Here is an 18,213-nt window from a genome sequence, read left to right as displayed (position 1 = left end):
CTACGTCTGATCAAATCGGCAAATCCTATGTACTGGTTAGACCGTAAAGCGAATGTAAGTATAAAATAGATTGAGCGGGGATTTAATGCCATATTGCGAAAATATTTTGTCATTTCCCGCCAATGAGCTTAGTCGCTGCTATACAGCCAGCTGCCTGCGAAATCTTTTATTCCTTCCATATCTGAAGGCTGCCAGCTTTGCGAGAAATCAACAAAATCACAGAAGTTGACAATTCCATCCTGATTGGTATCTCTCTGGTAGAAAAACTCTTTCTCTTCTACATAAACTGCGTGTACGCTTACCGCATTCCACCAGCCGGGGGAAACAGTAATACCAAGAGCATTGCCAACTGAATTCTGATTTGCACCGTTTACAGTACTGAATCCGATTGTATGCTTTGTTATCTGAGCAGGGGAAATATTGAAAGTTTCGGAGGTTATCTCAGCCCAGCTCGAATCTGCATCGCTGAGGATTATTTCTGCGTTAGTGTCTTCCTGAAGCGAGCTTTTCATATAAACACTGACTTCGTAATATTTATCCTCAGAAATCGTATGACCGGCAGATGTATATATTTTTGTATATTTAGCACCATCCCACCAGCTGTTCATTTCAACAAAGGGTATATCACCTTCAGTATTAACCCGAACCCCGCCGACATTCTCTCCGGCTTCCTGAGCAGATTTAGACTCTTCGTTCCACACGCCTGATAAAACAGACATTCCATCAGAATATACAACAGAGCCTGAGGGCTTCCCGAAGTTGTTTGAGAATAATTTCACGTTATCGATAAAAAGAACACCTTCATCGCTGCTTACAGAGCTCTTGAATCGAATCTGCTGGGCAGTTGGGGCATATTCGCTTAAGTCAACTGTTACCTCAGTCAAATTGTCCGCGGTGTCATTCCCGCCTCCGATTGAATCGCCGCCGTTATCGTGATAGTATGCCTTCCAGACGGAGATCCATGCCCCCCTTGCAGAATCATAGATTTCGGCTGCTGCATATTCTCCGGATTCGAGGCTGTCTGCATCAAAATCAAACTGCAGGATCGGCTTATAAATCCGCTGCGAGAAAGCTCGCGAAACTGAAGCATCTTCGGTGAGTTTCAAAACGTAGTTGCCGCCGCAGTTTTGTATAACCGGAGATGGAGAACTGGAAAGCTGCCAGTTTCCGTTCCAGCCTGCCCCTGAAGCAAAATCGTTAGACTGAAAATCATCAGAAGCAAGCGGGCTGTGCGAGGCTGCTTTAACTTCTGCGCTGCGGGGGCTTTCATTGCCGAAGACATCCTTTGCCGTTACAGCATAATAGTAATTCCGTGAGTTTTCTGCGGTGCTGTCCTGAAATTCGCTTTCAGTTAAATCGGCAGCAATCTCAACATATCCGCTGCTGCTTACTCTGCTCCTGTAAACGCTGTAGGAGCTGAAATCCCATTCATCTGAATCATCCCAATTGAGTGTAATTATGGAATCTTCGACAGCAGCAGACAAATTCTCCGGCGATGAAGGGGGCTCGGAATCGGTTTCGCCTGTATCTGCAAAGCTCCACTGAGCCTGCATAGAAGTATCAGAAGAATCTGTCAGGACTGGTGCGCCCGAAGCAATCTTAAGCCGCGGATTTTCGCCCGCCCTCTGCTTTCCAACGTTCTCAAGATAATAGCTTCCGCCAACTTGGGTAAGCTGCCATTTAACGAAATCATTCTCTTGTGAATTAGAAACAACGGTTAAGGAATTAGAACCTTCCCAAGCGCTTAAGCGTGAATCTCTTCTGCTTTCAAGCGATGCTGTGTTATCGATATAGTAGAATGCTCCTTCCGGCCTGAATCGCCAGCGGGAGTAATCCGAAATGTTCGAATCGTCTTTGAGATGCACACCGTTAAAATCTGCTGCGAGCCTTGAATTATCGCTGAGATTATCAACAAACTGGCTGAAATAAACGGGGCTGCGGTCTCCCCATGTAACTTCGATAAAATCAAAGGCATGGTTCTCAATATTCAAAGAGACTTCTCTTTTAGGCCCTTCTCCATCGAAAAAAACGTCGCGGTTAGTGCATTCAAACTCCCATTTTGATTTTTCTGCCCTTCTCTCACTGGACCCGAGGAACAGCCAAACTCTGCCCTGCAAATCACGATAAGCACTTGCACCGCTCCAAGTAGGTGCGTGCATCTTATATGCAATTCTCTTGCCTTGAGAAGCCTTCACGAACCTTCCTTCAGCAGGATCGACCTCGCCCCAGAAAAGTCCGCCTTCTCCAGGCCTGTCGCTCAATTCTGCTGCTATCATCAATTCAATATAATTATGAATCTCAGGGTTAAGGAAAGTTTTGTCGTCGGAATGAACTTCATTTATGAAATCAATAAACGACTGCATCGTACCGCCTATAACATGGGTAGCACCTATATCAATAAGGTCTCTGTTCGGGTCGTACCAGCTGTAGGCATTGGAAGAGCTTAAAGTTGAAGGGCCGACAATGGGAATAGAACCGAGCTGAGATCTGGTTCTGTATTCCTGCATAATTTCATACATATTCGCCCTTGAGCCCTGCGGGAACTCCCAATCAGGCTCATTGTAAACTTCCACAAAATCGAAGTCTTCGGTGGAATATCCATAATTCGAAGTAACATAGTTGATTGCCGCGATGATTCCATCAACTATTTTTACCGGATCTATCTTGCCGTCTGAACGGATATACCAATCATCCATGATGTATTTATTTCCTGCGACGAGCGTAAGATCAGCATCTGGAACTCTCTGAGCCTGTGCTAAGGCGTTTTGTATGGTAGTTTGCATCTCACCGCCTGCGGGGAGAACGGGCTGTCCGCCGGAATAGCTGAGAGGTTCAGATGCGGAAAAATTAAATCTCACAGAATCAATATTTTCAGCGCCCATATTATCAATAGCGCTGGTCATATTACTTTCGTTAATCCAGCCTTGGCAAACACCCCAGTAATCAAGCTTTTTGGTTTCGCCCTGAGCAGAAGTGTCAAAAAAGAGCTTGGTAGAAAGCTGATTATCGGCTCCAGAACTAACGAGCTCAACCTTGTCTATACTAAGGCTGTTCCACCAATTACCCCAAATCTGAACGCCAAGACTCTTGCCAATGAGATCCTGATTATCTTCGCCGAGCGTGTCAAATTTTATAGAATATTTTGGGAATGAAGCTGTGCTTGCCGGCCAGTTGTACAGAGGTGTTATAGAGGCAGTTTGAAAGATATCCTCGACCGATTCATTTATCGAATAAAGCTCCACAGAGATTGGCTTGCCTAAAGCTGGATCGGAAGAATTCTGCTGATGGCCTTCTGCGCCAATCAGCAGCTCATATTCTTTCTCATCCTGAATTATAACGCCGGTATCCCGCTTCATATGAGTGAAGTTATTGCTGTCAGACCACCAGCTGCTCATATGCACAGAATTGCCGTCGCCGTAATTCACCAGACCAATGCCGCCGGTATTTGAAGACCAGCCCGAAAGCGAAAGCATATCATCTATAAAAACCGTTTCTGCATTAAGAGAAACCGCTATCGCTGCGAGCATAAATAAAACATTCCCAATTCTAATCATATAACCCCCGGTAGTAAAAAAGCTTTCATTGTGTTAAAATTTTGCTTTTTTAGTAGTTTCTTTTAATTTGAATAATGCCGGAACAGCCCTTTTCAGCGAACTTCAGCTGAAGGCCTTCTTCCAGAAGCTTTTCGCCTTTTATTTTCAGCGTTTTTCCGCCGAGACTTTCGGGCATACTAACCTTATATTCTTTCTGCGGAGACAAAGTCCTCAGGCGAATTGTTTTCTTCATTTCCGGAGCATTACCCTGATAGGCGAATACCATAGACTTATCATTGGTCTTATCGGCAAACTGAACCGCAACTGAAGAGTTAGGATTGTTGACGTCTATCTGCGAAGTGAGGTGATACACTTCAGAATTTCTAATTATATGACGGTACTTTTTGAAATATTCAATTCTTTCTCTTGCAGTATCTTTTGTGCTGCTGGACCACTGTTCAATCTCGCCGGAAAGGCCGAAGTGCCCCATCATATTAACGGTAAACCTTGAGGGGACATCAAGAACATCCATATGTTCCTTATCTTCAGGGTAGGTTGTCCAGTCGCTGCACATTTCAGGCGGGAAGAGATATGTCGAACCGAAATTTATCGCAAGATTGGCAAGGTTATCCACTTCATCCGAACTCCAGTGAGTATCAGTAAATGCGGAAGTCATTACATCCGCACGCTTAGAACCGCTGCTGCAGTTTTCTATTACGAGGTCGGGGTAGTTATTTCTCATAAACTGCCAAAGCTCAATCAGCCCCTCATAGTGCCCGTAGAGCGGGTCTTGCTTCCCTGAATAAAGCTCACTGCCTGTAGAGGATGCGACATTGAAGTCCATTTTTATATAATCTAAGTCATAGCTGTTCATCAGCCATTCAATAACTTTTTTCTGATGCTTCAGAGCGTCAGCTTTTCCGAGATTGAGATTTATAATAGGCCCGACATCGTGCCAGTATTCATCAAGGTCTGCTATTTTCCAATCCCGCGGGTCAGCCGGCACCGGCTCCTCGACAATGCGTCTGTCAATCATTACCCAATCCGGATGTTTGCGTATAAGCTCGGAATTCTTGCTGATACATTCCATAGACACCCATACGCCGAATTTCATACCCATATCTCTTACGGCCTCAGCCACAGGCTCGAGACCGTTGGGGAGCTTATCTTTATTGACGAACCAGTCCCCAATGGAATTTCTCCAAGGGTGATTGCTGCCGTACCAGCCTGCATCAATCACAAACAGCTCGCAACCAAGACTTGCCGCTATCTCGGCCTTTTCGAGCAGATTCTGCTCATTGAAATTGCCTTTGTTGTCGAAATATTCATTATACTGAACGACAGGCCAATTATCGCCTAAATCTCTGAGAAGATTCTTTCTGATAAATCTTCTTATTGGGAGCGTGCCGTAATCCCAATGCCCTTTGAACTCGCTTATCAGAGCTCCGGGGATGGGTAGGCCGGAAACGCTGGCCAGTTCAGGAAGACAACCCGGCGAGGATTCGACAGTAAGCTTAACAGGGCTGTCTGTAGGCTGCTTTATTTCCATAGACCAGTTTCCGCTGTAAGCAAGGAATACAGCGAAGCCTTCTTTAGTCTTCGTGTTAAGAAGCATAACAAAAGGTTTCATCGTACCGCAGCTCTGGCCGCTCTTTTCCAGATGGCTGAAACCCTGCTCAGAAAGCCTTTCTGTTTGAATACGATATTCATCCCCCCAAGTGCTTGTGAAGGTAAGGATTACGTAATCGGTAATATCCCCTTCAAACGGTTTTACAAAGGGGAGCTTAACCGGCTTGGCAATTTTATAATCTGAACTTCCTTCCCAGCCGCTTATTCCATACAACCGGTCAGCACGGTAGGGTATCATCTCGGGCTTCTGGGTTTTATATTCAATCCATGCATCTGCCCAGTCGGCATGGTCGTTATAAAACTCATCTCCTCCATCAGTAACATGGAGAGTTAGAGTGTTGATTCCTTCAACATCAATATTTAGTTCTTCAGCTTTTTCTCCGCCTTTAATTACACCGCTTTTGTAGAGAGTTCTTCCATCACCTTTAACAACAAATGCGCTGCTTCCTTTATCACCGGAACTGTCATCAATCCCCACAAAAGCATGAAATCTGCGTGCATCTTTTTTCAGGTCTATGCTGATATAGCTTACTGCATGAGTTGCTATGCCCTTTTCAAATTCCCTGCCTTTTATTGAGAGCGGGGAATCATCTTGAAGAGACTGATCGACTCCAGGATTGCCCCAGCCCTGAACAACGAATTCAGTGTTTAAATCAGAGAGGTAGGTTTTATTCATTTCTTCTGCATAAGCAGACAAACCAACACACAGATAAGTAATCAGAAGTGCTGCTGAAAATTGATTGATAAATCTCATACAAAAAGCCTTTCTATAAACTAAGCAAAAAATATTCTTAAGCTGTTTCAATTATTAATAATATAACAAATATCCGGCATACCAATGCCTTATTACGCAATAATCTTGTCAATATGCGACAATCCAATTCAGTTTAAAGCAAAAACATATGGACTTGAAGATAAGTTTCTATATCCGCATAAGATTTGGTTATTATTCATTGTTCAGCGAAGAGCAGCTAACAGGCTCACCGTTAATCCCGAAATAACGGGCTCGCTTCTTATCATTTTCAACGTTCTTAATAAATCTCTGGATAATCCGATCAAGCAAATCCTGCGGCATTTGATGAGGGCCTTTATTGTTGCCTGCACCATTTGAGACCCCTTGAGGGAAGCCTAATTCCGCTGAATGCCGGTTGTAGTCCGGAGATGTAACCGGATACCAAAGGCAGCTCCAGAGGCAGTTTCTGTAGTTGATGAACATACTCGGCCCCCAGATGTATGGCCGCATTGCGCTGTCTTGAAATGTTCCATGAGTCGCAAGAGCGTTAAAATTTCTTCCATTATCAGAAACCAAAAACGCAAGATCAGGATTTTCTCTGTTATCCTGGACTATCTTGGTAAGCTCGGCTGTAAGAGTGATCATCTCACGGTCAGAATAAGTAGGCACATCCTGAGCGTAGGAGATAGTGTTGGGGAGAATATAGTAAGTTTCATCCCATACAAATGCATCTACCTCTTGGCCGTACTCTTTAATCAGGGCCTTGAGATAGCCCTTAAACCATTCCCTCACTTCAGGGACAGCAGGGTCCATCCGCAGAGGCTGCCCTTTAGAATCCGGTCCTTTCCAGCCTGGAACCGAAATGCCTTTCTTGTTTCTCCATAGATAATCCGGACTGAATTCCGGTGCGCCCGAATCGCTGTTTGTCCCGTCTGCGAAGTAAAGCAGAGTATGGAAGCCGAGGTCATTTGAAAATTTTATACGCTTGTGCATCTGCTCCAAAGACATACTAATCTTTCCAGTGCCCTGCATTGCAGTCCATTGATCAATAAGCTCACCTTTGGAATGGTCGTAAGCGTACTGCTGAAAATAATCGTACCATCCATGAATACACACTGCTGCTCTGTCTCTGTATTTTTCGGGAATTTTGTCTGCTAAATGACGGAGCCCCTTGTACCAGCCCTCGCCGCCGTCAGAAAGAAAGTCGTAGTAAACCAGATGTATCTGATCTGTCCATTCAGGGCCGGGCTGAATTTCAGGGATTGTTTTGTAAAAGCTATTCAGCATTGCATCAACGCATTCAGGCTCTGTTAATTCTTTCCCGTTTTCAGGGAGGAATTCAAGCAAAACAGTGCGGTCTTCTTTCTTCAAAGGAACTGTTTGGCCATGATAAGTGGTGGAAACTGTAATTGAGGTGCTTTGTTTTTTGGGAACAGACTGCAAATATGCCCCGCAGTACGGATCAACAGAAACTGCCAAGTGCTGTTTCTTATCTTCCTTTTCAAATTCGAGACCAAACACCGGAATTCCCAGCTCATTGCGAGTTAAACGGAATTGCTCATGGACTACAGGAATCTGCATCATCGGGCCAAGGACAGGAGTCCCCGAGAATTCTTTTGGGATATCCTCATCCCAGCCGTAAAGATGCTGCGTGGGATCGACGGTAGATTCCAGAGAAATCTCCCTGCTGCTCAGTCCTGATGCTGCTTTAGCTCCCATCTCGTAGCGAAGTGCTCCGTAAGTGCCGTACTTACCGGGATTGAGCTCATAAACTCTCAGTTGGCCATCCCGTTCAGGACATACCATTTTGCTTGCCGAGGAATCTTTAACCTCGAATTCATTCATGACTTCCAAATCAGCCCTTACAGGAAAATCGAGGTCAAGCTCGGCTTCATAATAAATTGCATCGGAGTCTGAAGCAGACGAAAGACTAACATGGTACTGACCTTCAATATTAACCGGCCAATCGCTGGAAACATCATAAGTTAAAAGGATGCTTTCAGCCTTAGCAGTATGCGATTTCAGTTTAACTTCAACAGGCAATAGGCTTTCGTCGGTTTCTTCTTCTATGATGAGCGGCAGGCCGTAGGTAGATTCTTCCGGTTTATCAATATTAAACTTAGATCGCTCGTTTTTGCAGGTTAAAACCGGCTTTTGAACTTCTACCTTCAATTCTGAAGAAGCAGACCATAGAACCCTGCCGTTTTTTTCTAAAGATAAATTGCTCCTTTCTGCGGCGAAAACTGCCGCAGAAAGAAGGCAAATTGACACAACACACATCGCTCTTATAAATTTGACCATAATTTTGGTTCCTGAGTTTTAACGATTACTTATCACACTTAAAATATCTGACAGGGTCTCTGTTTTCATTGAAATACCTCGGCCTTTTATTGTCATTTTCAACGTTGTGAATGAATCTTTCAATAACGTTATTCAAGATATCCTGCGGCATTTCATGAGGCCCCTCATCATCGCGCCATCCGTTTGAAAGACCCTGCGGAAAACCTAACTGAGCGGCATATTTATTATGCACAGCTTTTGAAACCGGAAGCCACAGATTGCTCCATAAGGTGTTGCGGTAATTGCTGAACATACTATTGTACCAGCGGTCGGGGTGCATTACCGTGTCTTCCCAAGTGCCTGAAGAAACCAAAGCATTTGTATTATTCCCCCAATCTGATACAAGGAAAGCCAAATCAGGATTCGGCTTATAAGACTGCACGATCTGAGTTAATTCAGAAACCAGACTCAGCATAGCTCTGTCTGAATATGCGGGTGTCTTCTGCGAGTAGGAAATAGTATGAACTGGGATATAGAAAGTTTCATCCCATACAAAACCATCCAGATCTTTTCCGAATTCATCAAGCAAAGTCTTCGTATAACCTTTAAACCATTCCCTGAGATCATCCACTGCAGGGTCCATCCTGACAGGACGCCCGATAGAGTCCGGTCCTTTCCAGCCACGCCTTGAATTGCCGTTTTTATCCCTCAATACGAAATCCGGGTTGAATTTTTTGAAGCCTGAATCACTGTTGGTCCCATCGGCAAAATATATTAGCGTCTTAAATCCAAGATCCTTGGCAAATTTGAATCTCTTATGCATTTTATCAAGGCTCATAGGGATTTTTCTTGTACCGGGGAAAGCTGTCCAATGCTCTTTCATCTCACCTTTGGCATGGTCGTATGCGTAGCTTTGGAAATGATCATACCAGCCGTGCTGACATAATGCGACGCAGTCTCTGTATTCTTCGGGTATTTTTTCAGCCAAATGCTTGAGACCTTCGTACCAGCCTTCGCCGCCGTCTGAGAGATAATCGTAATACACCAGCTCTACTTCATGCAGCCAATCCGGGCCGGGTTCAATCTCTGGTATAGTATTATAGAAGCTCATAAGAATGGGGTGCATATTTTCTGGTGCAGATAGTTTACCCTCAGGGTCTTCCATAAACTCTATAGCTATAGTTCGTGATTCTGAATTCATCGGCACAACAGTTCCGTTGTAAGTAGTAGAAACTGTAACTTCTGTGCTACCATTATCAGAGCCTGCTTTAATATATCCGCCGCAATAAGGATCTATCGAGACAGCCAAATCTGTCCGTCCTGAATCAACGCTATTAAGCTCAACGCCAACAACAGGAATCCCTATTTCACTGCAGTTTACACCTTGGGCAGCCTTTGCTCCCAATTCGTAGCGACCTGCACCGGCTTTCCCAGACCTGAGATTATAAGAACGCAAAATTCCATCTCTTTCAGGCAGCGCCATTGTTTTAACTGTATTGCCTTGAATTTGGAATATATTCTTTACTGTAACGTCTGTACGCACAGGCGAATCAAATTCCAGCTTACTCTTGCAAAGAATCAGATTATTATCTTCAGCAGGCTTAAGCTTGAGGTGGTATTCCCCAATTATGTCGTAATAACTGTCTGCAGAGTCTACGCTGTATTTCAGTACAACAAAATCTCTCTTCACCTGCTTGCCTTCAAGATTTACAGCAAGATGCATTTTGCTGTTTTTTCCCTGCACCCAGTCTTTAATAATCAGCTCAGGGGCGGGGATTATTACTTCTTTACCTCCAGCGGTTTTCCACACAGCTTTATCCTTCTCAAAATCCAATTTCCCTTTCTCAGCCCCTTGAACCGAAAAAGCCATAAAAAGCATTGAAAGCAATAAAACTAAATTTCTTCTAACCATTCTTGAAACCTTTCAAATAAAGTTAATTTTAATATTTCTGGTAAATCAAATTAAAGCAATTTCAGCTTACAATAAAAATACGAAAACTATTCACAGCAGCCTTCCTTAAAAAACATAATTTACTTTATGCCGACCAGCTCTTCTTCAATCTCTTCAAGCGATTTGCCTTTTGTTTCCGGGATGTAATAGAGCACAAAGAAGAATATGATTACGCAAATTACTGTGTAAGCTATGAACGGAGTTTGTATTCCGTATTTTTCTTCAAGTATGGGGAATGTAAGGGTAAGTAAAGTGTTGGCAGACCAAAGGCAAAGATTAGCAACAGCCATTGCTTCTGCTCTGATACGGTTTGGAAATATCTCGGATAAAACAATCCATGTTACGCTTGCAATAGAGCCGGCGTAAGCGGCCACATAGCAAAGAACTGCTATCAATATTCCAAAACTGTTAGTCTTATCCATCACGAAAAAGGTACTTATCACTGCCAGCGATCCTGCCATGCATGCCATACCTATAAGCAGTATTTTTTTGCGGCCTGCTTTATCAACCAGCAGAAGAGGAATAAATGAGAAAATTATAAATACCAAACCGATGAATGTTGACTGAAGCAAAGAAGCGCTGAATTCAATGCCTGTGGCTTCGAAAATTTGAGGTGCATAAAACAATACAGCATTCACGCCTGAAATCTGCGAAAAAACGCCTAAAAGAGCTCCGATAATAACTATCCTGAGCAAACGTGGCTCTAAGAGGTCTTTCAAGCTTCCCTTTCTTACGTGAGCGAGGGTCTTCTTGATATTTTCAATTTCCTTAGAGGCGTATTGCTCGTTTTCAATTTTGCATAAAACACTGCCTGCCTTTGCAGTTTTGCCGATTTTAACGAGAAAACGAGGCGTTTCAGGTATGAAGAAAAGCGTTGCCAGAAAGAGGCCGCCTGGCACTGCTTCTGCTGTAAACATCCAACGCCATGAATCCTCTGCTGTATTCAATTCTATAAAATAGTTTGATACATACGCCGCTGAAAGGCCCACCACAATTGCAAGCTGATAAAAGGCCACAAGCCCGCCTCGAATCTTTGTAGGCGCTACTTCGGCAATATAAATCGGGGCTACGCCGGAGGCAGCTCCGACACCTACACCGCCTATAAACCGGTAGAAAACAAACCAGCTGATGCTGTTCGACCAGCCGGAACCGATTGCAGAGATTATAAGAAGCAGACACGCCAAAAAGAGAGACTTTTTACGTCCGATTGTATCGGATATTTTTCCTATCCCACCTGCTCCAAATACACATCCAAATATAGCACTCGCAACTACTAAGCCCTTAGAAGTGCCTGAAAGATCAAACATGCCCTCCAGATAAGACAAAGTGCCTGAAATTACAGAAATGTCAAAACCGAAAAGAAATCCGCCCAAGGAAGCCACTATGCAGATAAGCATAACATATTTGAAATTATAGTTTCTTTCTTCCATTCTCTAATATACGCTTCCCTAATTCATTAACATAAAACTTTAGGCCATGTAAAAGTTACGATTACCCGCTGCTTAATCCCATTGGTTTGTGATGGCAAAAATTATGCAATATATGAATTATTTTATGCCGACCAGCTCTTCTTCAATCTCTTCAAGCGATTTGCCTTTTGTTTCCGGGATGTAATAGAGCACAAAGAAGAATATGATTACGCAAATTACTGTGTAAGCTATGAACGGAGTTTGTATTCCGTATTTTTCTTCAAGTATGGGGAATGTAAGGGTAAGTAAAGTGTTGGCAGACCAAAGGCAAAGATTAGCAACAGCCATTGCCTCTGCTCTGATACGGTTTGGAAATATCTCGGATAAAACAATCCATGTTACGCTTGCAATAGAGCCGGCGTAAGCGGCCACATAGCAAAGAACTGCTATCAATATTCCAAAACTGTTAGTCTTATCCATCACGAAAAAGGTACTTATCACTGCCAGCGATCCTGCCATGCATGCCATACCTATAAGCAGTATTTTTTTGCGGCCTGCTTTATCAACCAGCAGAAGAGGAATAAATGAGAAAACTATAAATACCAAACCGATGAATGTTGACTGAAGCAAAGAAGCGCTGAATTCAACGCCTGTGGCTTCGAAAATTTGAGGTGCGTAAAACAATACTGCATTCACGCCTGAAATCTGCTGAAAAATGCCTAAGAGAGCTCCAATAATAACTATCCTGAGCAAACGTGGCTCTAAGAGATCTTTCAAGCTTCCCTTTCTTACGTGGGCAAGGGTCTTCTTGATATTTTCAATTTCCTTAGAGGCATATTGCTCATTTTCAATCTTGGACAAAACACTGCCTGCCTTTGCAGTTTTGCCGATTTTTACGAGAAAACGGGGCGTTTCAGGTATCAGAAAAATAGCTGCAAAAAAGAGTACACCCGGCGCTGCTTCAGCAGTAAACATCCAACGCCATGAATCCTCTGCTGTATTCAATTCTATAAAATAGTTTGATACATACGCCGCTGAAAGCCCCACCACAATTGCAAGCTGATAAAAGGCCACAAGTCCGCCTCGAATCTTTGTAGGCGCTACTTCGGCAATATAAATCGGGGCTACGCCGGAGGCAGCTCCGACACCTACACCGCCTATAAACCTATAGAAAACAAACAAACCGATGCTGTTCGACCATCCGGATCCAATTGCAGAGATTATAAGAAGCAGACATGCCAAAAAGAGAGACTTTTTACGTCCGATTGTATCGGATATTTTTCCTATCCCACCTGCTCCAAATACACATCCAAATATAGCACTCGCAACTACTAAGCCCTTAGAAGTGCCTGAAAGATCAAACATGCCCTCCAGATAAGACAAAGTGCCTGAAATTACAGAAATGTCAAAACCGAAAAGAAATCCGCCCAGTGAAGCCACTATGCAGATTGACATTACATACTTTAAATTATAACTTCGTTCGACCATAATTATTATGATTTCCGTAATTCACTTAATATCAATAAACACATAAACTGCATCTCGTGCCTTGCATAAAATCTTTAGAGCCGGCTGTCAGCCTACCTTAAGACTGCTGGAATTCAACCAAATTCAATAATCAGCAAACTGCAATGCAGTTTGTACATAAGCCTCAAGGTTCTCCATTGGTGTACCGTATTCGAGAAAATCAGCTGACTGAAGGATAAATTTACCGCCTGGTTTTCCTATCCTTATTGTTTCTTCAGTTATTCTTTTAACATCCTCAACGCTGCCTTTCTGCAGGACATTTACCTGATCAACTCCTGCCAGCATTACATAATCCCCGTTAACGATTTCTTTTGCTTTCTTCAAATCAGCATCACCTAAAGGAGGCGGGGAGAACGGTTCAATTATTTTTGCTCCGAGGTGCTTGTAAGACTCGACCAGATTCATAATCTCACCGCAGTTGTGATACATTGCGGGGGTGCCGTTTGCCTGAACGAAGTCTATATATTTTTTCTCGAAAGGCAGGACATACTCATCATAACATTTCTTGCCAAGGAAGCCGCCTGGTACATTCCCGCCCACGCAGTGAACATCAACCCCTGCATTGTCGATAGCACGCGTGTAATCGACAATTCTGTTCATAGCGAAATTCATCAGCTTCTCATAAAATTCGTAATCAACAATAAACAAGCTGTAGAGCTGCTCATGGTTTGTAAGAAGGGAAGAATTGTTAAACGGCCCGTGAGGAGTCCAGCTTCCTAAAATGCCATCTTCGCCCAAAGCCTGCTTTATTCTGCTCACCCTTTTCTTAATCATCCGAGCCTTTTGCTCATTCATAAGCGGCGGCTCATATTTAGAGGCAATCTCTAAATCCAGCTTATTCTGAATAGGGAATTTGGTGCAGCCGTACATATAGGTCGACGCGCGAAGCCTGTTTATAGAAAAGTCCTGAGTAAGATCGCCTTCCGGAGTTTCAATTTTAGAGCGTATTACAGTTGTATCGCCCTGCTGAATCTTTTCCTTTGTAACCTTCCAGTTCTCCGTCTGCTCGGATACATTCAGCCCTCCGCAGTGAACACCTATTGGATCGTTAATCCCGAACAGCATTCTTACAAAAACATCTACCCCAAGCTGTTTTTGTATTTCAATCACTTTCAGCTGCAGCTGCTCATAATCAAAAGGGTCAACCTCGGGATAAACCTGCTCGAGGAAGTGCCCTTGGTCTAACATAAATAAAGTAACCGGAACTCTGTCTGTCTGCTCCCCTTTAAGGGCTTTCAGCAATCTTTCCCGTGAGGTCATCATCAATTATACTCCATTTATTATTGTTATTTCAACACAGCTTCAGCGTTTTTCTATTTCAACATCTCTGCGAATTTTTGTGAGCTTATTCCATTGCAAAGACCATAAATCTTCAAGCTCTACGCTTTCAACAGACAAATCAGAAAAAGCAAGGTTAATATTCATATTATGCCTGTCAATGCTGAACCGCCTCATCTGCTGATCAAAATCGCCGGAAATCTGTATCCTTCTGGTTTCGGGTTCTGTAGGGACATAATTCTCACCGTCCGGGAAAGCACCTACCCAGATACTGTCTCCTACTAACGGCACTCTTCCCTCAAGCTCACTCCATTTTCGATAGAAGCGTTCCTTCCCGAACTGCTTCTCCCACTCCTGATAATCAGAGGTGAGCCAGTTATTCAAACCGTAAGAGCCTTGATTGCCTCTCCAGTTCCAGTTTTCATCGGCTTTTATTGTACCTCCCGGCATCTCAGGATAAAAGTAATTCCTCAGCTTGCTGGGTGGAACATCTGTAGGTGCATAATGTTCTTCAGCGCTCGGACAAAGCATAACTTTAACTCTGTCCCCTTTGAATTCGCTGTCATCATCGTCGCCTATATATGAGGAAATCTTCTGGAACCAGTAATCGCCTGACTGCCAAGACATAGAAGCAAATTTATCCTCATTGTCCATTGAATACAGGTTCATTGCTGTACCAACCTGCTTTATGTTTGATTTGCATACAACTCTCTGCGCCTGTTCTCTTGCCTTACCCAAAGCGGGCATCAAGATTGCCATCAGCAGAGCTATAATTGATATCACAACCAAAAGTTCTATTAGCGTAAAACCTGATTTATGGCCTGCTTTTGTTATTAAGCCTCTTCTCATTATATAAAAACCTTTCCTAAAAAGCTTATTTCGCATCTAACCCAAAAAATCTAATTTTTTACCACGATAATTATTCTATAACCAGAGAGCTTAAAAAAAATGACAAATTGCGTAAATTAGTTGCCTATATACGACACACTTTGCTTTGCTGTTATATCTGAATCATTAGCTGAGGATACGGAGATTCTAAAACATAAAGGGGCTTGCTATATGCTTTTAGAGGTACTATAATAAAGTTTTTAAGGCTTATCTGTTGATGGAAATTAGTTCTATGGAAATTCCCAAGGTAATATTATTAGTAGAAAATTCGCGAGCTTTTGGAAGAAATATTCTGAGAGGGATAGCGAGATACTCGGCCACAAACGGCCCGTGGTCATTCTTTCGCCCCGAAGCGTTTTATCTGCATCCCGGTAAGGCAGCAATCCCTGAATTAGAGTTTATCAAGAAAGTCGGTGCGGACGGGATAATAATGAGAGAAACCCCAAACACTGAAAAAATATTATCGCTTGGAATCCCTACAATACTTTCATCCTACCTGCAAAAGGAATACACCGGAGCTGTTCAGGTGTTGAACGATAACGAAAAAATCGGGTCAATGGGAGCTGAGCATTTAATAAACAAAGGTTTCAAAAATTTTGCATTTTGCGGAAACAGAAAATTTTTCTGGTCTAACGAAAGGCGAGAAGGATTTATAAATAGGGCAGAAAAAGCAAAACTTCAAAGTGTATTCGTAAAAGAAAAATATAAAAACACAAAACGCAGCAATCAGCACGAGATTATAAGAGAGCTCAATGAATGGATAACAACCTTACCGCTTCCAATAGGGATTATGACTTGCACAGATGAGTATGCTCAATATATCGCTGAGGCAGCAAAGATCTCTGAGCTTCGAATTCCTGAAGATGTTGCTGTTTTGGGAGTTGATAATGATGATTTTATCTGCGATCTTACCTATCCAACATTATCCAGCATTGAACTAAGCGCCGAACAGGCCGGCTTTGAATGTGCTGCAAATCTGGATATTTTAATGAAAAATCCTGAATACAGCAAAGGCGAGATAATTGTAAATCCTCTTTACATAAAAGAACGCCACTCAACAAACATCTTAGCGGCCAATATCCCGGAAATAGTTGCTTCCCTGAAATTTATTGAAAATAATATTGAGGAAAGGATTTCTGTTCAGGATGTTGCCGATTATGTGTGCATTTCGAGAAGGTCTTTAGAAAGATTATTTGCCAATCAGCTTCAGAGGTCTGTTTTTGAAATGATAAAAGAAATGAGGCTTGCACGAATTATTAAGTATTTATCCAATACAGAATTGAGCGCAGGTGAAATCAGCAGAATTATAGGTTTTTCCGAAGAGGCATCTCTTTCAAAATTTTTCCGAAAAGAAAAAGGAATATCTTTGAGGAAATTCCGCAAACTTATCAATTCAAACAAATTCTAATCCCCAAACCATACTCGATCTTAGCTATTCTTTTTTGCCATATTATCACCTTTCCGATAGATCATTTATATATCTTCGCAATAAGTGCATCAGTATTTGCGGAGTAATAATACAGATTGAATTGCTGCAAGGGCTGGTTTTACTGAAAATATCTGGCTGTTAGATTGACATTATCTTGCTGAATATCTAAAATCTACCAACTATTCGTTTCGATTTTGAAGCCTTGGGAGAGAAAATAATGAATTCTGAGAAGATGTTTGAACATATATCCAGAGAAGAGCTTGAGAAGGTTAGCAAAATATTCTCTAAACATTTCGGCGAAGATATTTGGGCTTCAAATACATTTGGGGACACGGTTTTCACCCCTGAAAAGGCTTCAGCGGTAGAATTCTGCGAGATTGTCAACTGTTCGGAGCAAGGCAGGGAGAGATGCCGGAAGCAGAGGGCAGACAGCATAAGGATGTCTATGGAGATAGGGCAGCCTTATATAACAATATGCCATTCGGGCATCCTTCTGGGATGCGTTCCGGTGGTAGATGAAGACACCCAGCTTGGAGGGCTTTTCTTCGGTAAGTGCCTCTGCGAGAACGTATGCCAGAGCCTTTTGAAAGACATAACAAAACGGCTCAAGGGAATCAGTGATGATCAGGGAGAGATTTTGCACGCCCTGCTGGAGCTTCCCAACACCCCGCCTCGCAAGATACATTCAGCCAGCGAAAAGCTCTACGATATCCTTTACGGCGAAACCAGACTGAACCCCAAAATGCTTCACTGGCAGAGAGAACTTTCGCGTCAGCAGGCAGAGATAGGTGAATATATAGCAGAGCAGAAACGCCTGAAAAACGTTTCAAGCACTCCATACGAATACGAAAAGAAGCTAATGAACAAGGTTCGGATAGGTGATAAAACCCAAACCCGCGAAATCCTGAACTGTATGCTTGCCTCCATTATGCTCAAATCGCCTGGGGAGCTGAACGTCCTGAAGGCACGCCTGCTTGAGCTGATAAGCGTTTTGAGCAGAGCCGCTGCTGAAGGCGGAGTGGATATAGATATAATGCTTGAGAGAAACCTTAAAAATATCACCCAGCTTATAGATGTTTCAGACCAGAAGGAACTGTGCGCTTGGGTTGGCCGTGCAACAGACGACTTCATCGAACTCGTTCACGATACCGCTAATTCAAGAAAAATCTCGCAGATCCGCCCTGCCACTGAATACATAGACCAGCACTACAAACAGCAAATAACGCTATCAGACGTTGCAAAGGCTTCGCATTTGAGCCCATCAAGGCTCGCTCACATCTTCAAGGAGGAAACAGGGATGACAATCGTTGACTATATAACGCAAGCGAGAATCGAACAGGCGAAAAATCTGCTGCTTTCAACAAATATGAACTGCACAGAAATATGCTTTGATGTTGGCTACAACAACCAGAGCTACTTCACCAGAACATTCAAAGAGCTGGTAGGGCTTACCCCAAGACAGTTCCGCTCTGTGAACAGATCGAACAGTTAAAAAAACCAATCTGACCTATGAAAGGTTAACTCTGAGCAAAGAGCCACCGCTTATGAAAAACAGT

Annotated in this window: 10 protein-coding genes; 2 read left to right on the top strand and 8 right to left on the bottom strand. The window is 43.0% G+C overall.

Annotated features, from left to right (window positions below; all coding sequences use genetic code 11):
- Positions 1 to 128: 128 nt before the first annotated feature.
- The 8 genes from STSP1_RS12230 to STSP1_RS12195 all read right to left on the bottom strand — a co-directional run bounded on the left by STSP1_RS12230 (position 129) and on the right by STSP1_RS12195 (position 15,189).
- Positions 129 to 3,554 carry a fibronectin type III domain-containing protein gene (locus tag STSP1_RS12230; RefSeq protein ID WP_085756611.1) on the bottom strand — a complete coding sequence of 1,142 codons (3,426 nt, stop codon included), beginning with the start codon at positions 3,552 to 3,554 and terminating at the stop codon, positions 129 to 131.
- A 49-nt stretch (positions 3,555 to 3,603) separates the two neighbouring features.
- On the bottom strand, positions 3,604 to 5,916 hold the full coding sequence (locus STSP1_RS12225) for an alpha-galactosidase (RefSeq protein WP_085756610.1): 2,313 nt from the start codon (positions 5,914 to 5,916) through the stop codon (positions 3,604 to 3,606).
- Between the two features lie 192 nt (positions 5,917 to 6,108).
- A complete protein-coding gene (locus tag STSP1_RS12220; protein ID WP_085756609.1) occupies positions 6,109 to 8,196 on the bottom strand; it encodes an alpha-amylase family protein in 2,088 nt (695 codons plus the stop codon).
- A gap of 25 nt (positions 8,197 to 8,221) precedes the next feature.
- Positions 8,222 to 10,087 carry a hypothetical protein gene (locus tag STSP1_RS12215; protein ID WP_085756608.1) on the bottom strand — a complete coding sequence of 622 codons (1,866 nt, stop codon included), beginning with the start codon at positions 10,085 to 10,087 and terminating at the stop codon, positions 8,222 to 8,224.
- 119 nt (positions 10,088 to 10,206) lie between these two features.
- A complete protein-coding gene (locus STSP1_RS12210) occupies positions 10,207 to 11,556 on the bottom strand; it encodes a sugar porter family MFS transporter (protein WP_085756607.1) in 1,350 nt (449 codons plus the stop codon).
- A 117-nt stretch (positions 11,557 to 11,673) separates the two neighbouring features.
- Positions 11,674 to 12,990, bottom strand: a complete 1,317-nt coding sequence (locus STSP1_RS12205) for a sugar porter family MFS transporter (RefSeq protein WP_161944696.1) — start codon at positions 12,988 to 12,990, stop codon at positions 11,674 to 11,676.
- A 156-nt stretch (positions 12,991 to 13,146) separates the two neighbouring features.
- A complete protein-coding gene (locus STSP1_RS12200; RefSeq protein WP_085756605.1) occupies positions 13,147 to 14,325 on the bottom strand; it encodes a uroporphyrinogen decarboxylase family protein in 1,179 nt (392 codons plus the stop codon).
- 39 nt (positions 14,326 to 14,364) lie between these two features.
- A complete protein-coding gene (locus tag STSP1_RS12195; protein ID WP_085756604.1) occupies positions 14,365 to 15,189 on the bottom strand; it encodes a type II secretion system protein in 825 nt (274 codons plus the stop codon).
- A gap of 256 nt (positions 15,190 to 15,445) precedes the next feature.
- On the opposite strand from STSP1_RS12195, the gene STSP1_RS12190 reads away from it, so the two are divergent.
- Both STSP1_RS12190 and STSP1_RS12185 read left to right on the top strand, forming a co-directional pair.
- Complete coding sequence (locus STSP1_RS12190; protein WP_085756603.1) at positions 15,446 to 16,636, top strand: DNA-binding transcriptional regulator; 1,191 nt, start codon at positions 15,446 to 15,448, stop codon at positions 16,634 to 16,636.
- Positions 16,637 to 16,874: 238 nt separating this feature from the next.
- Positions 16,875 to 18,149, top strand: a complete 1,275-nt coding sequence (locus STSP1_RS12185; RefSeq protein WP_085756602.1) for a helix-turn-helix domain-containing protein — start codon at positions 16,875 to 16,877, stop codon at positions 18,147 to 18,149.
- Positions 18,150 to 18,213: the final 64 nt, after the last annotated feature.

Source organism: Sedimentisphaera salicampi, from assembly GCF_002117005.1.
Classification (GTDB): domain Bacteria; phylum Planctomycetota; class Phycisphaerae; order Sedimentisphaerales; family Sedimentisphaeraceae; genus Sedimentisphaera; species Sedimentisphaera salicampi.
This window is presented reverse-complemented; position numbering and strand designations above follow the sequence as displayed.